The organism is Rhizobium croatiense (genome assembly GCF_019793465.1).
In the GTDB taxonomy this organism is placed as follows: Bacteria; Pseudomonadota; Alphaproteobacteria; order Rhizobiales; family Rhizobiaceae; genus Rhizobium; species Rhizobium croatiense.
In genome coordinates, this window is sequence record NZ_JAILYJ010000013.1 from 40,568 (window position 1) to 53,823 (window position 13,256).

General features: G+C 60.7%; 13 protein-coding genes. 3 read left to right on the forward strand and 10 right to left on the reverse strand.

Features of this window, described 5'->3' with window-relative positions; translation table 11 throughout:
* Positions 1-71: 71 nt before the first annotated feature.
* Positions 72-392: a thioredoxin gene (gene trxA / locus K6M89_RS20610; protein ID WP_008528748.1), complete on the forward strand. Its 321-nt coding sequence runs from the start codon at positions 72-74 to the stop codon at positions 390-392.
* A gap of 69 nt (positions 393-461) precedes the next feature.
* Here trxA and K6M89_RS20615 read toward each other — a convergent pair whose 3' ends face one another.
* The 9 genes from K6M89_RS20615 to K6M89_RS20655 form a co-directional block, all read right to left on the reverse strand.
* Positions 462-1,814, reverse strand: a complete 1,353-nt coding sequence (locus K6M89_RS20615) for a bifunctional folylpolyglutamate synthase/dihydrofolate synthase (protein WP_222140777.1) — start codon at positions 1,812-1,814, stop codon at positions 462-464.
* Positions 1,815-1,841: 27 nt separating this feature from the next.
* Positions 1,842-2,747, reverse strand: a complete 906-nt coding sequence (gene accD, locus K6M89_RS20620) for an acetyl-CoA carboxylase, carboxyltransferase subunit beta (protein WP_222140778.1) — start codon at positions 2,745-2,747, stop codon at positions 1,842-1,844.
* Between the two features lie 39 nt (positions 2,748-2,786).
* Positions 2,787-3,626, reverse strand: coding sequence for a tryptophan synthase subunit alpha (gene trpA / locus K6M89_RS20625; RefSeq protein ID WP_097584037.1), 840 nt, complete (start codon positions 3,624-3,626; stop codon positions 2,787-2,789).
* Positions 3,627-3,629: 3 nt separating this feature from the next.
* The gene (gene trpB, locus K6M89_RS20630) at positions 3,630-4,850 is read right to left on the reverse strand and encodes a tryptophan synthase subunit beta (protein WP_222140779.1); all 1,221 of its coding nucleotides are present in this window, start codon (positions 4,848-4,850) and stop codon (positions 3,630-3,632) included.
* Positions 4,851-4,852: 2 nt separating this feature from the next.
* The gene (locus K6M89_RS20635; protein WP_222140780.1) at positions 4,853-5,521 is read right to left on the reverse strand and encodes a phosphoribosylanthranilate isomerase; all 669 of its coding nucleotides are present in this window, start codon (positions 5,519-5,521) and stop codon (positions 4,853-4,855) included.
* 75 nt (positions 5,522-5,596) lie between these two features.
* Entirely contained in the window at positions 5,597-6,355 is a 759-nt protein-coding gene (locus K6M89_RS20640; RefSeq protein ID WP_222140781.1) for a M48 family metallopeptidase, read from the reverse strand.
* 109 nt (positions 6,356-6,464) lie between these two features.
* Positions 6,465-6,902, reverse strand: coding sequence for a DUF2852 domain-containing protein (locus K6M89_RS20645; protein ID WP_183840391.1), 438 nt, complete (start codon positions 6,900-6,902; stop codon positions 6,465-6,467).
* Between the two features lie 143 nt (positions 6,903-7,045).
* Entirely contained in the window at positions 7,046-8,326 is a 1,281-nt protein-coding gene (locus tag K6M89_RS20650; RefSeq protein WP_222140782.1) for a polyhydroxyalkanoate depolymerase, read from the reverse strand.
* Positions 8,327-8,531: 205 nt separating this feature from the next.
* Positions 8,532-9,374: a fumarylacetoacetate hydrolase family protein gene (locus K6M89_RS20655; protein ID WP_097584023.1), complete on the reverse strand. Its 843-nt coding sequence runs from the start codon at positions 9,372-9,374 to the stop codon at positions 8,532-8,534.
* 346 nt (positions 9,375-9,720) lie between these two features.
* On the opposite strand from K6M89_RS20655, the gene K6M89_RS20660 reads away from it, so the two are divergent.
* Together K6M89_RS20660 and K6M89_RS20665 are read left to right on the forward strand one after the other, a co-directional pair.
* Entirely contained in the window at positions 9,721-10,005 is a 285-nt protein-coding gene (locus K6M89_RS20660; RefSeq protein WP_097584106.1) for a DUF2218 domain-containing protein, read from the forward strand.
* Positions 10,006-10,047: 42 nt separating this feature from the next.
* Positions 10,048-10,647 (forward strand): nitroreductase family protein, encoded by a 600-nt coding sequence (locus K6M89_RS20665; RefSeq protein ID WP_222140783.1) that lies wholly within the window; start codon positions 10,048-10,050, stop codon positions 10,645-10,647.
* 67 nt (positions 10,648-10,714) lie between these two features.
* Here K6M89_RS20665 and gyrB read toward each other — a convergent pair whose 3' ends face one another.
* Positions 10,715-13,150 (reverse strand): DNA topoisomerase (ATP-hydrolyzing) subunit B, encoded by a 2,436-nt coding sequence (gene gyrB, locus K6M89_RS20670; RefSeq protein WP_222140784.1) that lies wholly within the window; start codon positions 13,148-13,150, stop codon positions 10,715-10,717.
* Between the last annotated feature and the right edge of the window lie 106 nt (positions 13,151-13,256).

The following is a 13,256-nucleotide window of genomic DNA, read 5'->3' on the forward strand; positions in this document are numbered from 1 at the left end:
CCGGACATTGAAAATTCGGCACCGCACCATCACATGTGGTTCAACACCCAATTCCTCCAAAGGAGCAGCCCATGGCTACCGTGAAAGTCGATATCAATAATTTCCAGTCGGAAGTTCTGGAATCCGCAGAACCCGTCGTCGTCGATTTCTGGGCTGAATGGTGCGGGCCGTGCAAAATGATTGCTCCGAGCCTCGAGGAAATCGCTGTCGAGATGGAAGGCAAGGTCAAGGTGGCCAAGCTGAATATCGACGAGAATCCGGAGCTTGCCGCGCAGTTCGGCGTGCGCTCCATTCCGACCCTTGCAATCTTCAAAGGCGGCGAAGTCGCCGACATCTCGGTCGGCGCCAAGCCGAAGACCGCGCTTTCGAACTGGATTTCGAACGCTGCCTGATTGATATCGCCTGATTATCTCATTGATGAAAAGCCCGGCTTCGACCGGGCTATTTTCAATAGGCAGCGCTCATTTCGGCGGCGTGCCGTTGTCGGAAAGCACATCGCCGACGAGGTAGAGGGAACCGCCGACAAGGATGCGCGGCGGCAGCGCCTGCGGATCGGTGACGGCCTTTATGGCTTCGAGCGCCTCGCCGACCGTCGACATCGGTTCGGCAACCAAACCGGCATCATAGGCAGCATGCGAGAGTATCACCGGATCGACCATCGCATCGCTGCCGCGGATCGGCACGCAGAAAACCTTTTCGACCAGCCCGGCGAAGGCTTTGAAATAGCCGACCGGGTCCTTGGTGTTGATCATGCCGATGATCAGGAACAACGGTCGAGACTGGCGTTCCTCGAAATTGGCCATGGCTTCGGCGATCACTTCGCCGGCACCGGGATTATGGCCGCCATCGACCCAGATCTCGGCGCCGGCGGGAGCATGCTGCAGCAGCCGGCCCTCGCCCAAGCGCTGCAGCCGGCCCGGCCATTCGACCGAATTCATCGCGTTTTCCATCATCGTCTCGGTGACGGTGAAGCCCGCGGCCTTGACGGCGCGGATGGCGGCAGCGGCATTGGCATATTGATGGCGGCCGGGAAGGCGCGGCAGCGGCAGGTCGGCAAGCCCGTATTCGTCCTGATAGACGAGCCGGCCATATTCCTCATGCGCCATGAAATCCTGCCCGAAAACGGCGCTCGGGCAATGCAGCCGCTCGGCCGTCGACATCAGCACGTCGAGCGCGGCATCATATTCCTGGTGGCCGATGACGACAGGCAGTCCCGGCTTCATGATGCCGGCCTTTTCGGCTGCGATCAGCTCGACCCTGTCGCCGAGATAGGGCTGGTGATCGAGCGAGATCGGCATGATCACCGAAACAGCCGGATCGGAAATGACATTGGTGGCATCGAAGCGTCCGCCGAGACCGACTTCGATGATCGCCGCGTCGGCCGGATGTTCGGAAAACAGAAGGAAGGTGACCGCCGTCAGGATTTCGAAGACGGTGATGTGCTGACCGGCATTGGCGTCGGCAACACGGCGGACGGCCTCGGCAAACACGGCATCATCGACGAGCTGCCCGCGTCCGCCCGCCACACCGATGCGATAACGCTCATGCCAATTGACGAGATGGGGCGAGGTGTGAACATGGGCGCTGTAGCCGCCGGCCTCGAGCAAAGCCCGGCAGAAGGCGGTGACCGAGCCCTTGCCATTGGTGCCGGCGACATGGATCACCGGCGGCAGTTTCCTGTGTGGATTGCCGAGTTGATCGAGAAGACGAGTGATGCGATCGAGCGACAAGTCGAACCCCTTGGGATGCAATCCCATGAGTTTTTCGATCTCTTGCGCTGCCTCACTCACCGCGGTTTGGCCTCTGGGTATCAATTCGGCACCCCGCCTGCTTGTCGGTTATCAGGCGCTCGCCGCCAGGGCGATGGCGCCGCTATTCATGTCGTTAGCCGCCGAGACGGGCTTCTTCGTCAGGATCTTCAGGAGGCGCGCGAGCGTTTCCGGGATGTCGTGACGTTTGACGACCATGTCGACCATACCATGTTCCAGCAGATATTCGGAGGTCTGGAAGCCCTCCGGCAGCTTCTCACGCAGCGTCTGCTCAATGACGCGTTTGCCGGCAAAGCCGATTTCGGCGCCGGGCTCGGCCAGATGGATATCTCCGAGCATGGCGTAGGACGCGGTCACGCCACCGGTCGTCGGGTTGGTCAGAACGACGACATAGGGCTGGCCGGATTCCTTCAGCAGGTCGACGGCAACCGTCGTGCGCGGCAGCTGCATCAGGGAGAGAATGCCTTCCTGCATGCGCGCGCCGCCGGAGGCGGGGAACATCACCAGCGGGCACTTTTCCAACGTCGCACGTTCGAACGCCTTGACGATCGCCTCGCCGGCGGCAATGCCGAGCGAGCCGCCGATAAAGTTGAACTCGTGCACGACGGCGACGAGCTTCAGCCCCCGCACCTTTCCGAGACCGGCAAGGATCGTGTCCTCCTGTTCGGTCTTCAGGCGGCTATCGCGCAGGCGATCGATATATTTCTTGGAATCGCGGAACTTCAGCGGATCCTGGGCGACCTTCGGCTGCGGCAGCGATTCGTATTCGCCGTTGTCGAAGAGATCGGCCAGCCGGGCCTTAGCCGGCATCTTCATGTGATAACCGGATGCCGGGATGACCCATTTGTTGGATTCGAGATCCTTATGAAAGACCATTTCACCCGTTTCCGGGCACTTGATCCAGAGGTTCTCCGGCACTTCGCGACGGCCCAGCATGGAATTGATCCGCGGGCGAACGTAGTTGGTGATCCAGTTCAACTCGAATACTCCTGATTGACGAGTGCCAATGTGGGGAAACTATTCGGCAGCAACAAGGCGCGCCGAACGGGTTCCCGATGAGAGGCCGCGCACCAGCGTTGCGACCGCCTGAACCGTGTCCGCCGTCGCCTTGCCGTCCTTGGTCAGGCTGGTGGCGACCTGATTGACGATGGCGGTGCCGACGACGACGCCGTCTGCCGATCCGCCGATGACCTTGGCATGTTCCGCCGTCTTGACGCCGAAGCCGACGCAGACGGGCAGCTCGGTATGCTGCTTGATGCGCTGGACGGCGCCCGAAACCAGCGACGGATCGGGCAGCGCCGAGCCGGTGATGCCGTTCATCGAGACGTAGTAGACAAAGCCCGAGGTATTTTTCAGCACGGCGGGCAGGCGCTTCTCATCGGTAGTCGGCGTTGCCAGGCGGATAAAATTGATGCCCTTGCGGATCGCCGGAATGCAGAGCTCGTCATCCATCTCGGGCGGCAGGTCGACGACGATCAGGCCGTCGATGCCGACGGCGAGCGCATCATCAAGAAACTTTTCGACGCCGTAGATATAGATCGGATTGTAATAGCCCATCATCACGATCGGCGTCGCATCGTCGGTCTTGCGGAAATCGGCCGCCAGCTGCAGCGTCTTCTTCAGCGTCTGGCCGCCTTTCAGGGCGCGCTGGCCAGCCAGCTGGATCGCCGGGCCGTCAGCCATCGGATCGGAAAAGGGCATGCCGAGCTCGATGATGTCGGAGCCCGCCTCCGGCAGCGCCTTCATGATGCCGAGAGAGGTGTCGTAATCAGGATCGCCGCCCATGAAATAGGTCACGAGCGCCGGACGGCCCTCGGCCTTCAGCTCGGCGAAGCGTTTGTCCATGCGTGCGGTCATGTCTTACAGTCCCATTCCCAGAATCTTGCCGACGGTGAAGATATCCTTGTCGCCGCGGCCGGAGAGATTCATCAGGATGATCTCGTCCTTGCCCATCGTCGGCGCGCGCTTGATCACTTCGGCAATCGCATGCGCGGCCTCGAGCGCCGGGATGATGCCTTCGAGGCGGGTCAGGGTCTGGAAGGCCTCGAGCGCTTCGTGATCCATGATCGGCACATAGTCGACCCGGCCGATATCACTGAGCCACGAATGTTCCGGGCCGATGCCGGGATAATCGAGACCGGCCGAAATCGAATGGCCTTCCTTGATCTGTCCGTCGCCGTCCTGCAGAAGATAGGTGCGGTTGCCGTGCAGCACGCCCGGCGAGCCGGCGGTGATCGACGCGCAATGTTCGTCGCCCTGCAGGCCCTTGCCGCCGGCTTCGACGCCGACGATCTTGACGGAGGAATCGTCGAGGAAGGGGTGGAAGATGCCGATCGCGTTCGAACCGCCGCCGACGGCCGCAACGACGAGATCGGGAAGGCGGCCTTCGGCTGCCAGCATCTGCTCTTTCGCTTCCGTGCCGATCACCGACTGGAAATCGCGGACCATCTCCGGATAGGGATGCGGACCGGCCGCCGTGCCGATCAGGTAGTAGGTATCCTCGACATTGGTGACCCAATCGCGGAGCGCCTCGTTCATGGCGTCCTTCAGCGTGCCGCTGCCGGCGGTCACCGGTTTGACTTCGGCGCCGAGCAGCTTCATGCGGAAAACGTTCGGCGCCTGACGTTCGACGTCGGTGGCGCCCATATAGACGACGCAGGGAAGGCCGAAGCGGGCGGCAACCGTGGCGGAGGCGACACCGTGCTGGCCGGCACCGGTTTCGGCGATGAGCCGCGTCTTGCCCATGCGCTTGGCAAGCAGGATCTGGCCAATGCAATTGTTGATCTTGTGCGAACCGGTGTGGTTCAGCTCCTCGCGCTTGAAATAGATCTTCGCGCCGCCGAGTTCGGCCGTCAGTCGCTCGGCAAAATAGAGCGGGCTCGGGCGGCCGATGTAGTGCGCGCCGAGATGCTTCAATTCGGCCTGAAAGACCGGATCGGTCTTCGCCTTGTTCCACTCGTCCTGCAGGTCGAGAATCAGCGGCATCAATGTTTCGGCAACGAAACGACCGCCATAAATGCCGAAGCGGCCATCTTCATCGGGGCCGGAACGGAAGGAATTCGGTTTAGGCGTCTCGTTCACTCTCAACTCCCTGAGGCCATGACAGGCGCATCCGCCTTTTCGACCGCATCGAAAAATTCATCGATCAATGCAACGCTTTTCACCCCGGGCTCGGTTTCGACACCCGAGGAGACGTCGATACCACGCGCCTTGGTGTTCGCCAGCGCATCCGCGACATTGTTCTTGTTCAGGCCGCCGGACAGCATGTAGTCGATGCTCTCGTCGATCCAACCGAGAAGGCTCCAGTCGAAGGAAATACCGTTGCCACCCGGCAGTTCGGAACCTTTGGGCGCTTTCGCATCGAACAGGAAACGGTCGGCGATGCCGATATAGGCCTCGACCCGCTTCAGATCGTCGGCGGTGCGCACCGAAAAGACCTTCATGACTGGCAAGCCATAGAGCGCCTTTATGGTCAGCACATGTTCGGGGCTTTCGCTGCCGTGGAGCTGCAGAATATCCGGCTTCAACAGCGAGACGATCTCGTCCAGCTCGTCATTGGTGGGATCGACGACGACAGCGACGATTTTCGCCTTACCGCGCGCGGGTTCGGCAAGTTTTGCCGCCACGTCCGGCTCGATGTAGCGCGGGCTCTTTTCAAAGAAGATAAAACCGATATGGGTCGCGCCGCGTTTCAGCGCGCGATCAATCGCTTCCGGCGTCTTCAAGCCACAGATTTTGATATCCGGTTTCATGGCAGCGAAGTGACACGAAATGCGGCAAGAGTCGAGCCAATTTGCATGGGAAGCTGTATTTAGCGCGGCGTTCGACTAATTAAAATCAATGGCGTGCAGCTGGCTGCCATGCCGCTTCAGCCAGGCTTTCGCCTCCTCCATCCCGGGACAAAGCTTGCGGCAAAGCGCCCAGAAGCGCGGCCCGTGGTTCATTTCCTTGAGGTGGGCGACCTCGTGAGCGGCAAGATAATCGATCACCGCAGGCGGCGCCATGACGATCCGCCAGGAAAAACTCAAATTTCCCTCCGACGAGCAGGAACCCCAGCGGCTGCGGGTATCCTTCATCGAGATCGAGCGGATCGGCGCCCGGATGGTTGCGGCATGCATCGCCGCCAGTTTCTCGAGATCGGTGCGCGCTTCCTTCTTGAGAAACGCCGCGACACGCCGCCCCATATGCTCCGGCATGCCGCTGACGCGCAGGACCGGTCCGTTCTCCGCCAAGACCACCTCCGTCAATCCGCGCAGGCTGCCGGAATGCTCGATCCGATGGGAAACGCCGCGCAAGAGGATCCTGCCGCCATCGCGCAGGCCGCCATCGGTCGAGAATTTGGCAAGCTTGGTGAGCAGCCAGCCCTGGTGACGGTCAAGGAAGGCATTGACCTCGCGCGGTGCAAGCCCTTTCGGAACCGTCATCTTCAAGGCCCGGCCGCCCGGCTCGATGCGCAGGGTAATACGCGTCGCCTGTTCATGATGCTTAATGGTGAGAGGCATCAGCCGGCCGGCGACATCAAGCGTCCGCGTTTCGGGCGGAGCCAGCTTGCGCGCCTTTGGCCGTGTTTTCAGAAGCGGAAACATGGGTGTTTTCTATACGATTCGCCGGCGAATCTAAACGATTGCCCGGCAGGCAGACGTGGAAAAACCGGCATCGGTCAAGATGCCGGTCATCGCTTCATCACTCAATCGCTCACGGCGTCTGAAATTCCGCGACCGGGCCGCCGTTATCGTCGCGCTTGGCATTCCTGCGGTCACGCATGAAACGGTCGAACTCTTCCTGGTCCTTGGCGCGGCGGAGTTCACGCAGATACTCGTCGAATTCCTTGCGCATTTCATCGAGCTTGCGGCGCTCCTCCTCGATCCGGTCAAGTTCGGCCTTACGCCAGTCGTCGAAAGCGACGTTGCCGGTCGAGAAATGCGGGCGGTGATGGCCATGCGAACGGCGGCAGGAGGCAAAGAAGCCGTCGGTCGCCTGGTTTACGTCGCGCTTGAAGCCGCGCAGACGCTCGCCGAAGATGATGTAGGCAAGCATGGCCAGACCCAGAGGCCAGAAAACCATGAAGCCGAGAATCATCAGGGCAATGGTAGCCGGAGTCCAATCCGGTCGAAGCAATGCTGACTGGTTCATCGTGCGGTATCCTCGCGTTCTGCGCCCGGCAAGATGCCGAACGCTGAAATCGATGTGGTTACCGCAATAGCAGGCTTCAAGACGATTGCCCGCGAAATCGGACAAAGTCTTGAATCCATTTTTCTAATTCAGCTGGCCCTGATTTACGCCGTCCGGCCGCCCTTGATGACGCGCGGCACCGGGCGGCGCTTGACCGTGGCACGCGAATGCTGGCTGACGAAATTGACGATGCGCGGCGCGATCTCGCGGCGGAAACGCGAGCCATTGAAAACACCGTAATGGCCGACATCCGGCTGGAGATAATGCATACGCATATCCTCGGGAATGTTCACGCAGATGGTCTGCGCCGCCTTGGTCTGGCCGACGCCCGAGATGTCGTCATTCTCACCTTCAACGGTCAGAAGCGCGACGTTGCGGATCGCCGCGGCATCGACGCGTTTGCAGCGATGCATCAATTCACCCTTCGGGAGCGAATGCTTCATGAAGACCTGTTCGACCGTTTGCAGGTAGAATTCGGCCGTCAAATCCATCACCGCCAGATATTCGTCGTAGAAATCGCGATGTTTTTCCGGTTCGCCGTCGTTCTTCACGAGGTGCATGAAGAATTCCTTGTGGGCGACGAGGTGCCGGTCGAGGTTCATCGACATGAAGCCGGAAAGCTGCAGGAATCCCGGATAGACAGGCCGCATGAAGCCCGGCTGCGGCCAGGGCACATTCATGATGACATTGTCGGAAAACCACTGCAGCGACCGTTCCTGGGCGAGCTTGTTGACGGCGGTCGGATTGATACGCGTATCGATAGGCCCCCCCATCAGCGTCATCGAGGATGGCGAGAGCGGATCGTTGGCTTCCTCCATCACCGCGGCTGCGACCAGCACCGGGACGGACGGCTGACAGACGGCGATCACATGCGTGTCGTGACCGAGAAAATGCAGCATCTCGATGATGTAATCGACGTAATCGTCGAAATCGAACGTGCCTTCCGTCATCGGCACCATACGGGCGTCGATCCAGTCGGTGATGTAAACATCGGCGTTCGGAAGCAGCGCCTCGACCGTGCCGCGCAACAGCGTCGCATAGTGACCGGACATCGGCGCCACGATCAGAATGCGCGGGTCGCTGGCGCGGCCGGGCGGAACGTTCCGCGCGAAATGCAGCAGATTGCAGAAGGAGCGCGACCAGATGACCTCTTCACGAACGGAAACCGTCTGGTCGCCGATCGTCGTCTGCTTCAAGCCGAATTCCGGCTTGCCGTAGCGGCGTGTCGTGCGTTCGAACATTTCGAGGCTTGCCGCGATCGTTCGGCCGAACGGGGTGTGGGCAAACGGGTTCAGTGGATTGGCATAGGCAAAACGCATGATATCCGCCGCGGCGCGAAACGGCGCCATGGCAGCATGATTCAATTCATAAAGCTGATAAAACATACAAGGCGCCGCCTTTCTCTATCGAAAAGATGACGTCGATTGATGGACATCGAATTTCTTTCCGCACGCTGGCACGTAACGCAGACTAACAGGTTTTTGTTGCACAGCAACATGGACGTGCCGAACCTGCACAGGAAATGCCAGAGTGTTGATCCCTGGCATCACCATAGAACTGAAAGCTTAAGCTTCAGCGCAGTTAGCATCGTTAACGATCGGCAACGAAGCTCTGCTTCTGGCTGCCGAGGCCTTCGATGCCGAGCTCGACGACATCGCCGTCCCGGAGATAGCGCGGCGGCTTCATGCCCATGCCCACACCGGGCGGCGTGCCTGTCGAGATGACGTCGCCCGGATGCAGCGACATGAACTGGCTGAGATAGGAAACAATGTGGGCGACGCCGTAGACCATCGTCCTCGAGGAGCCGTTCTGCATCGTCTGGCCGTTGACCTTCAACCACATGCCGAGGTTCTGCGGGTCGGCAATCTCGTCCTTGGTAACAAGCCAGGGGCCGATCGGTCCGAATGTGTCGCAGGACTTGCCCTTGGTCCACTGGCCGGCGCGTTCCGTCTGGAAGGCGCGTTCGGAAACGTCGTGCGAGACGCAGTAACCGGCGACGTAGTCGAGCGCGTCGGCTTCGCCGACGTATTTCGCGGTTTTGCCGATGACGACGCCGAGCTCGACTTCCCAATCGGTCTTTTCCGAACCGCGCGGGATGAGAACGGTGTCGTTCGGGCCTGTTATGGCCGACGTCGCCTTCATGAAGATCACCGGCTCCGGCGGCACGGTGGCGCCGGTTTCGGCGGCGTGGTCGGAGAAATTGAGGCCGATGCAGATGAATTTGCCGGTGCCGGCAACACAGGCGCCGATGCGCCCGGGAGCAAGTTCGGGAAGGCTGTTCGGATCGATCGCCGCGATCTTTGCAAGGCCCGCCGGCGAGATCGCCTCGCCGCCGATATCGGCGACATGACCGGAGAGATCGCGGATTTTGCCATCGGCATCGAGAAGTGCCGGTTTTTCACGACCTGCTTCGCCAACACGCATCAGCTTCATGGAATTCCTCCTCATCAAAAACGAAGTTGCGATCACCTATGAACGAATTATTCATCGGTGTCATTACGGCTTTGCCGGGAAGCGGTACGGCCTTCTAGAAAATTTCTGATAGGTCAGGGCCGGCCGGAACGATCTTCGGGCTGCCAGTCTTCCGTCCATTTTCCCTTCACCAGCATGCGCAATTCTCCGATCGATTGACTGAAGGGTTCTTTATCCTGCTTCGACGGCGAGAGGTTGCTTTTATGAAGACAGTCTGTGCACCCCAACTGCGACGACGCTGCGCTTGCCAAGACTGCGAGGCAGGAAATATGACTTTTCTGCAGTCCAAGATGAGATGGAGTTCGACATGCACCTCTCCAAGGCAACCGTGCGCACCGAACATGCAAGCCGCTACCTGCAGCAGCTCTGCAAACATTGGAGCCACAAGTTCAGCGTCGATTTCGACCCGCACAGGGGCCGGGTTCCGTTCAGCGATAGCGCTGAAGTGACCTTTGCCGCGAGTGATGCGGGCCTGACCATGATGCTTTCTGTTGCCGATCCCGCGCAGCAGGCAAGGATGCAGGGCGTCATCGACGATCACCTGAAGCGCTTCGCCTTTCGCGAGGAACTCGACATCGTCTGGACGGACTGACCCGAACCTGATCCGAATTTCTGCCCCGACCCCGGAACAATTATGACGAAGAGCAATAACCGCGAATCCCAATATCCCATCGATCCGATTTTTCTCAACCGCTGGTCGCCGCGCGCCTTCACCGGCGAGATTATCGAGGAGGCACAGCTTCTCAGCCTGCTCGACGCCGCCCACTGGGCGCCGTCTTCTTCCAACCAGCAGCCCTGGCGCTTCGTCTATGCCCTGAAAGGTTCGGAACATTGGGAGAAATTCGCCGCATTGCTCGTCGATGCCAATCAGGAATGGGCGAAGAATGCGTCAGCGCTGATCTTCGTCCTGTCGCGCAGCTTCACCGGAGTTGCCGGTTCCGGCGAGGAAAAGCCGAGCTACACGCATTCCTTCGATGCCGGCGCGGCATGGGGCCACCTGGCGCTGCAGGCGCGCCTCTCCGGTTTCTACGCCCATGGCATGGGCGGTATCAAACACGAAGACATCATGAAGACCTTCGGCATTCCCGAGGGGTACAGGGTCGAGGCGGGTGTCGCCGTCGGCCGGCTGGCCGATAAGGGCGTCCTCTCCGAACGCAACCAGGCGCGCGAATTCCCCAGCCAGCGCAAGCCGCTCTCCGAAGTCGCCTTCAACGGCCGTTTCGTCGCGAACTGAGCGAAACCGGACAAACAATGGCCCCGCGGTTCGAGGACAGCGGGGCCTTTTGCTGAAAAAATAACGATCAGATATCGAGATTTGCAACGCTGAGCGCGTTCTCCTGGATGAATTCGCGCCGCGGCTCGACCTCGTCACCCATCAGGCGGGCGAAGAGACCATCGGCATCGGTGGCGTCCGTGACCTTGACCTGCAGCAGCGAACGGACGTTCGGATCGAGCGTCGTTTCCCAGAGCTGTTCGGCGTTCATTTCGCCAAGCCCCTTGTAGCGCTGCATAGAGAGGCCCTTGCGGCCGCTGGCGAAGATCGCGTCAAGCAGGGCGCGCGGCCCCGAAATCTCGATGTCGCCTTCGCGCCGATGCAGCGACGGCGGCGTCTGGTAGATTTCCTTGAGACGTGACGTCAGCTGGTCGATATGCCGGGCATCGGACGAGCCGATCAGCGCCATGTCGAGCACGACGATCTCCTTGACACCGCGGACCATGCGCTCGAGGCGCAGGCCGCCATCGCTGGTCAGATCGCCCTGCCAGCCGCGCTCGGTTTCCTCGGCGATGATGTCGAGACGGCTTGCGACCTCGCTCGCCAGTGCCTGGGCTCTTGCCTGGTCACTGACGAGTTCGGCGTTGAGCGCACCGGCAATTGCCGCTTGTTCGACGACGGCGCGATTGTAGCGCGAATGAAGATTGTCGAGCAGAGCGCGCATGCGCAGCGCATCCAGAATGACCTCGCGCAGATCCTGGCCGGTGCGGACCTCGCCGCTGCCGAGCCTCAGCGCCGCATCTTCCAGACCCTGGGCGATCAGATATTCCTCGAGCGCCTTCTCGTCCTTGAGATATTGCACCGACTTGCCGCGTGCGACCTTATAGAGCGGCGGCTGGGCGATGTAGAGGTGGCCGCGCTCGATCAGCTCCGGCATCTGGCGGAAGAAGAAGGTGAGCAGCAGGGTGCGGATATGGGCGCCGTCGACGTCGGCGTCCGTCATGATGATGATCTTATGATAACGCAGTTTCTCGGCGTTGAACTCGTCCTTGCCGATGCCGGTGCCGAGTGCCGTGATCAGCGTGCCGATTTCCTGGCTCGACAGCATCTTGTCGAAACGGGCACGCTCGACGTTGAGGATCTTGCCGCGCAGCGGCAGGATCGCCTGGTTTTCGCGCGAGCGGCCCTGCTTGGCCGAGCCGCCGGCGGAATCGCCCTCGACCAGGAAAACTTCGGATTTTGCCGGATCGCGCTCGGAGCAGTCCGCAAGCTTGCCGGGCAGCGAGGCGATGTCGAGGGCGCCCTTGCGGCGGGTCAATTCACGGGCCTTGCGGGCTGCCTCGCGGGCGGCGGCGGCCTCGACGACCTTGCCGACGAGGATCTTGGCTTCGCTCGGATGCTCTTCGAACCAGGTGCTCAGCGCCTCGTTGACCAGACTTTCGACGACAGGACGGACTTCCGAGGAAACGAGCTTGTCCTTCGTTTGCGAGGAGAATTTCGGATCAGGCACCTTGACCGACAGGACTGCCGTCAGGCCTTCGCGGCAATCTTCGCCCTGCAGCGTCACCTTTTCCTTTTTGGTGATGCCGGAATTATCGGCATAGGAAACCACCTGGCGCGTCAAGGCCGCGCGGAAGCCGGCCATATGGGTGCCGCCGTCGCGCTGGGGAATATTGTTGGTGAAGCAGAGCACGTTCTCGTGATAGCTGTCGTTCCACCACATCGCCACCTCGACGGTGATGCCGTCCTTTTCGCCGCGGATGGCGACCGGCTTGTCGACGAGCGGCTTCTTGGCGCGGTCGAGATAGGCGACGAAGGCCTCGAGGCCGCCGTCATAGCGCAGCTCTTCCTGCTGGATATCGGAATGACGCTTGTCGCTCAGCAGGATCCGCACGCCGGAATTCAGGAAGGCGAGTTCGCGCAGGCGATGCTCCAGCGTGCCGTAGTCAAATTCGGTCATGGTGAAGGTTTCGCTGCTCGGCATGAAGCTCACTTCCGTGCCGGTCGCATCCGGGGCGTCGCCCGTGACCTTCAGCGGCGCATCGGCGACGCCATGGGTGAAGCTCATTTCATGGATCTTGCCATGGCGGCGGATCTTCAGCTTCAGCCAGACGGAAAGCGCATTGACGACGGAAACGCCGACGCCGTGCAGACCGCCGGAGACCTTGTAGGAATTCTGGTCGAATTTACCACCGGCGTGCAGCTGCGTCATGATCACTTCGGCGGCCGACACGCCTTCACCGGTGTGGATGTCGGTCGGGATGCCGCGGCCGTTATCGGTGACCGTCACCGAGCCATCCGGATTGAGGCTGACGGTGACGATGTCGGCATGGCCGGCCAGTGCTTCGTCGATCGCGTTGTCGACGACTTCGTAGACCATGTGATGCAGGCCGGATCCGTCGTCGGTGTCGCCGATATACATGCCGGGGCGTTTGCGCACGGCATCGAGGCCCTTCAGGACCTTGATGGAATCTGCGCCATATTCGGTGCTTACGCCGTTGTCCGTCGCGGATGTATCGCTCATTCTGTCGAGATTTCCCTGTTGTCGTAAAGCGGCGGCGCGCCTTGCGAATCACCGGCTTTCTTCACCCTCGTATATAGGTTTTTTGAGCCCGGTTCCCAATGGCAAG

What these genes read in the sequence shown, in the direction of transcription:
- trxA (WP_008528748.1), top strand. Translation starts at nt 72, where the DNA reads ATGGCTACCGTGAAAGTCGATATCAATAATTTCCAGTCGGAAGTTCTG.
- trpA (WP_097584037.1), bottom strand. Translation starts at nt 3,626, where the DNA reads ATGACCGCACGCATGGACAAACGCTTCGCCGAGCTGAAGGCCGAGGGC.
- K6M89_RS20635 (WP_222140780.1), bottom strand. Translation starts at nt 5,521, where the DNA reads ATGAAACCGGATATCAAAATCTGTGGCTTGAAGACGCCGGAAGCGATT.
- K6M89_RS20640 (WP_222140781.1), bottom strand. Translation starts at nt 6,355, where the DNA reads ATGTTTCCGCTTCTGAAAACACGGCCAAAGGCGCGCAAGCTGGCTCCG.
- K6M89_RS20645 (WP_183840391.1), bottom strand. Translation starts at nt 6,902, where the DNA reads ATGAACCAGTCAGCATTGCTTCGACCGGATTGGACTCCGGCTACCATT.
- K6M89_RS20650 (WP_222140782.1), bottom strand. Translation starts at nt 8,326, where the DNA reads ATGTTTTATCAGCTTTATGAATTGAATCATGCTGCCATGGCGCCGTTT.
- K6M89_RS20655 (WP_097584023.1), bottom strand. Translation starts at nt 9,374, where the DNA reads ATGAAGCTGATGCGTGTTGGCGAAGCAGGTCGTGAAAAACCGGCACTT.
- K6M89_RS20660 (WP_097584106.1), top strand. Translation starts at nt 9,721, where the DNA reads ATGCACCTCTCCAAGGCAACCGTGCGCACCGAACATGCAAGCCGCTAC.
- K6M89_RS20665 (WP_222140783.1), top strand. Translation starts at nt 10,048, where the DNA reads ATGACGAAGAGCAATAACCGCGAATCCCAATATCCCATCGATCCGATT.
- gyrB (WP_222140784.1), bottom strand. Translation starts at nt 13,150, where the DNA reads ATGAGCGATACATCCGCGACGGACAACGGCGTAAGCACCGAATATGGC.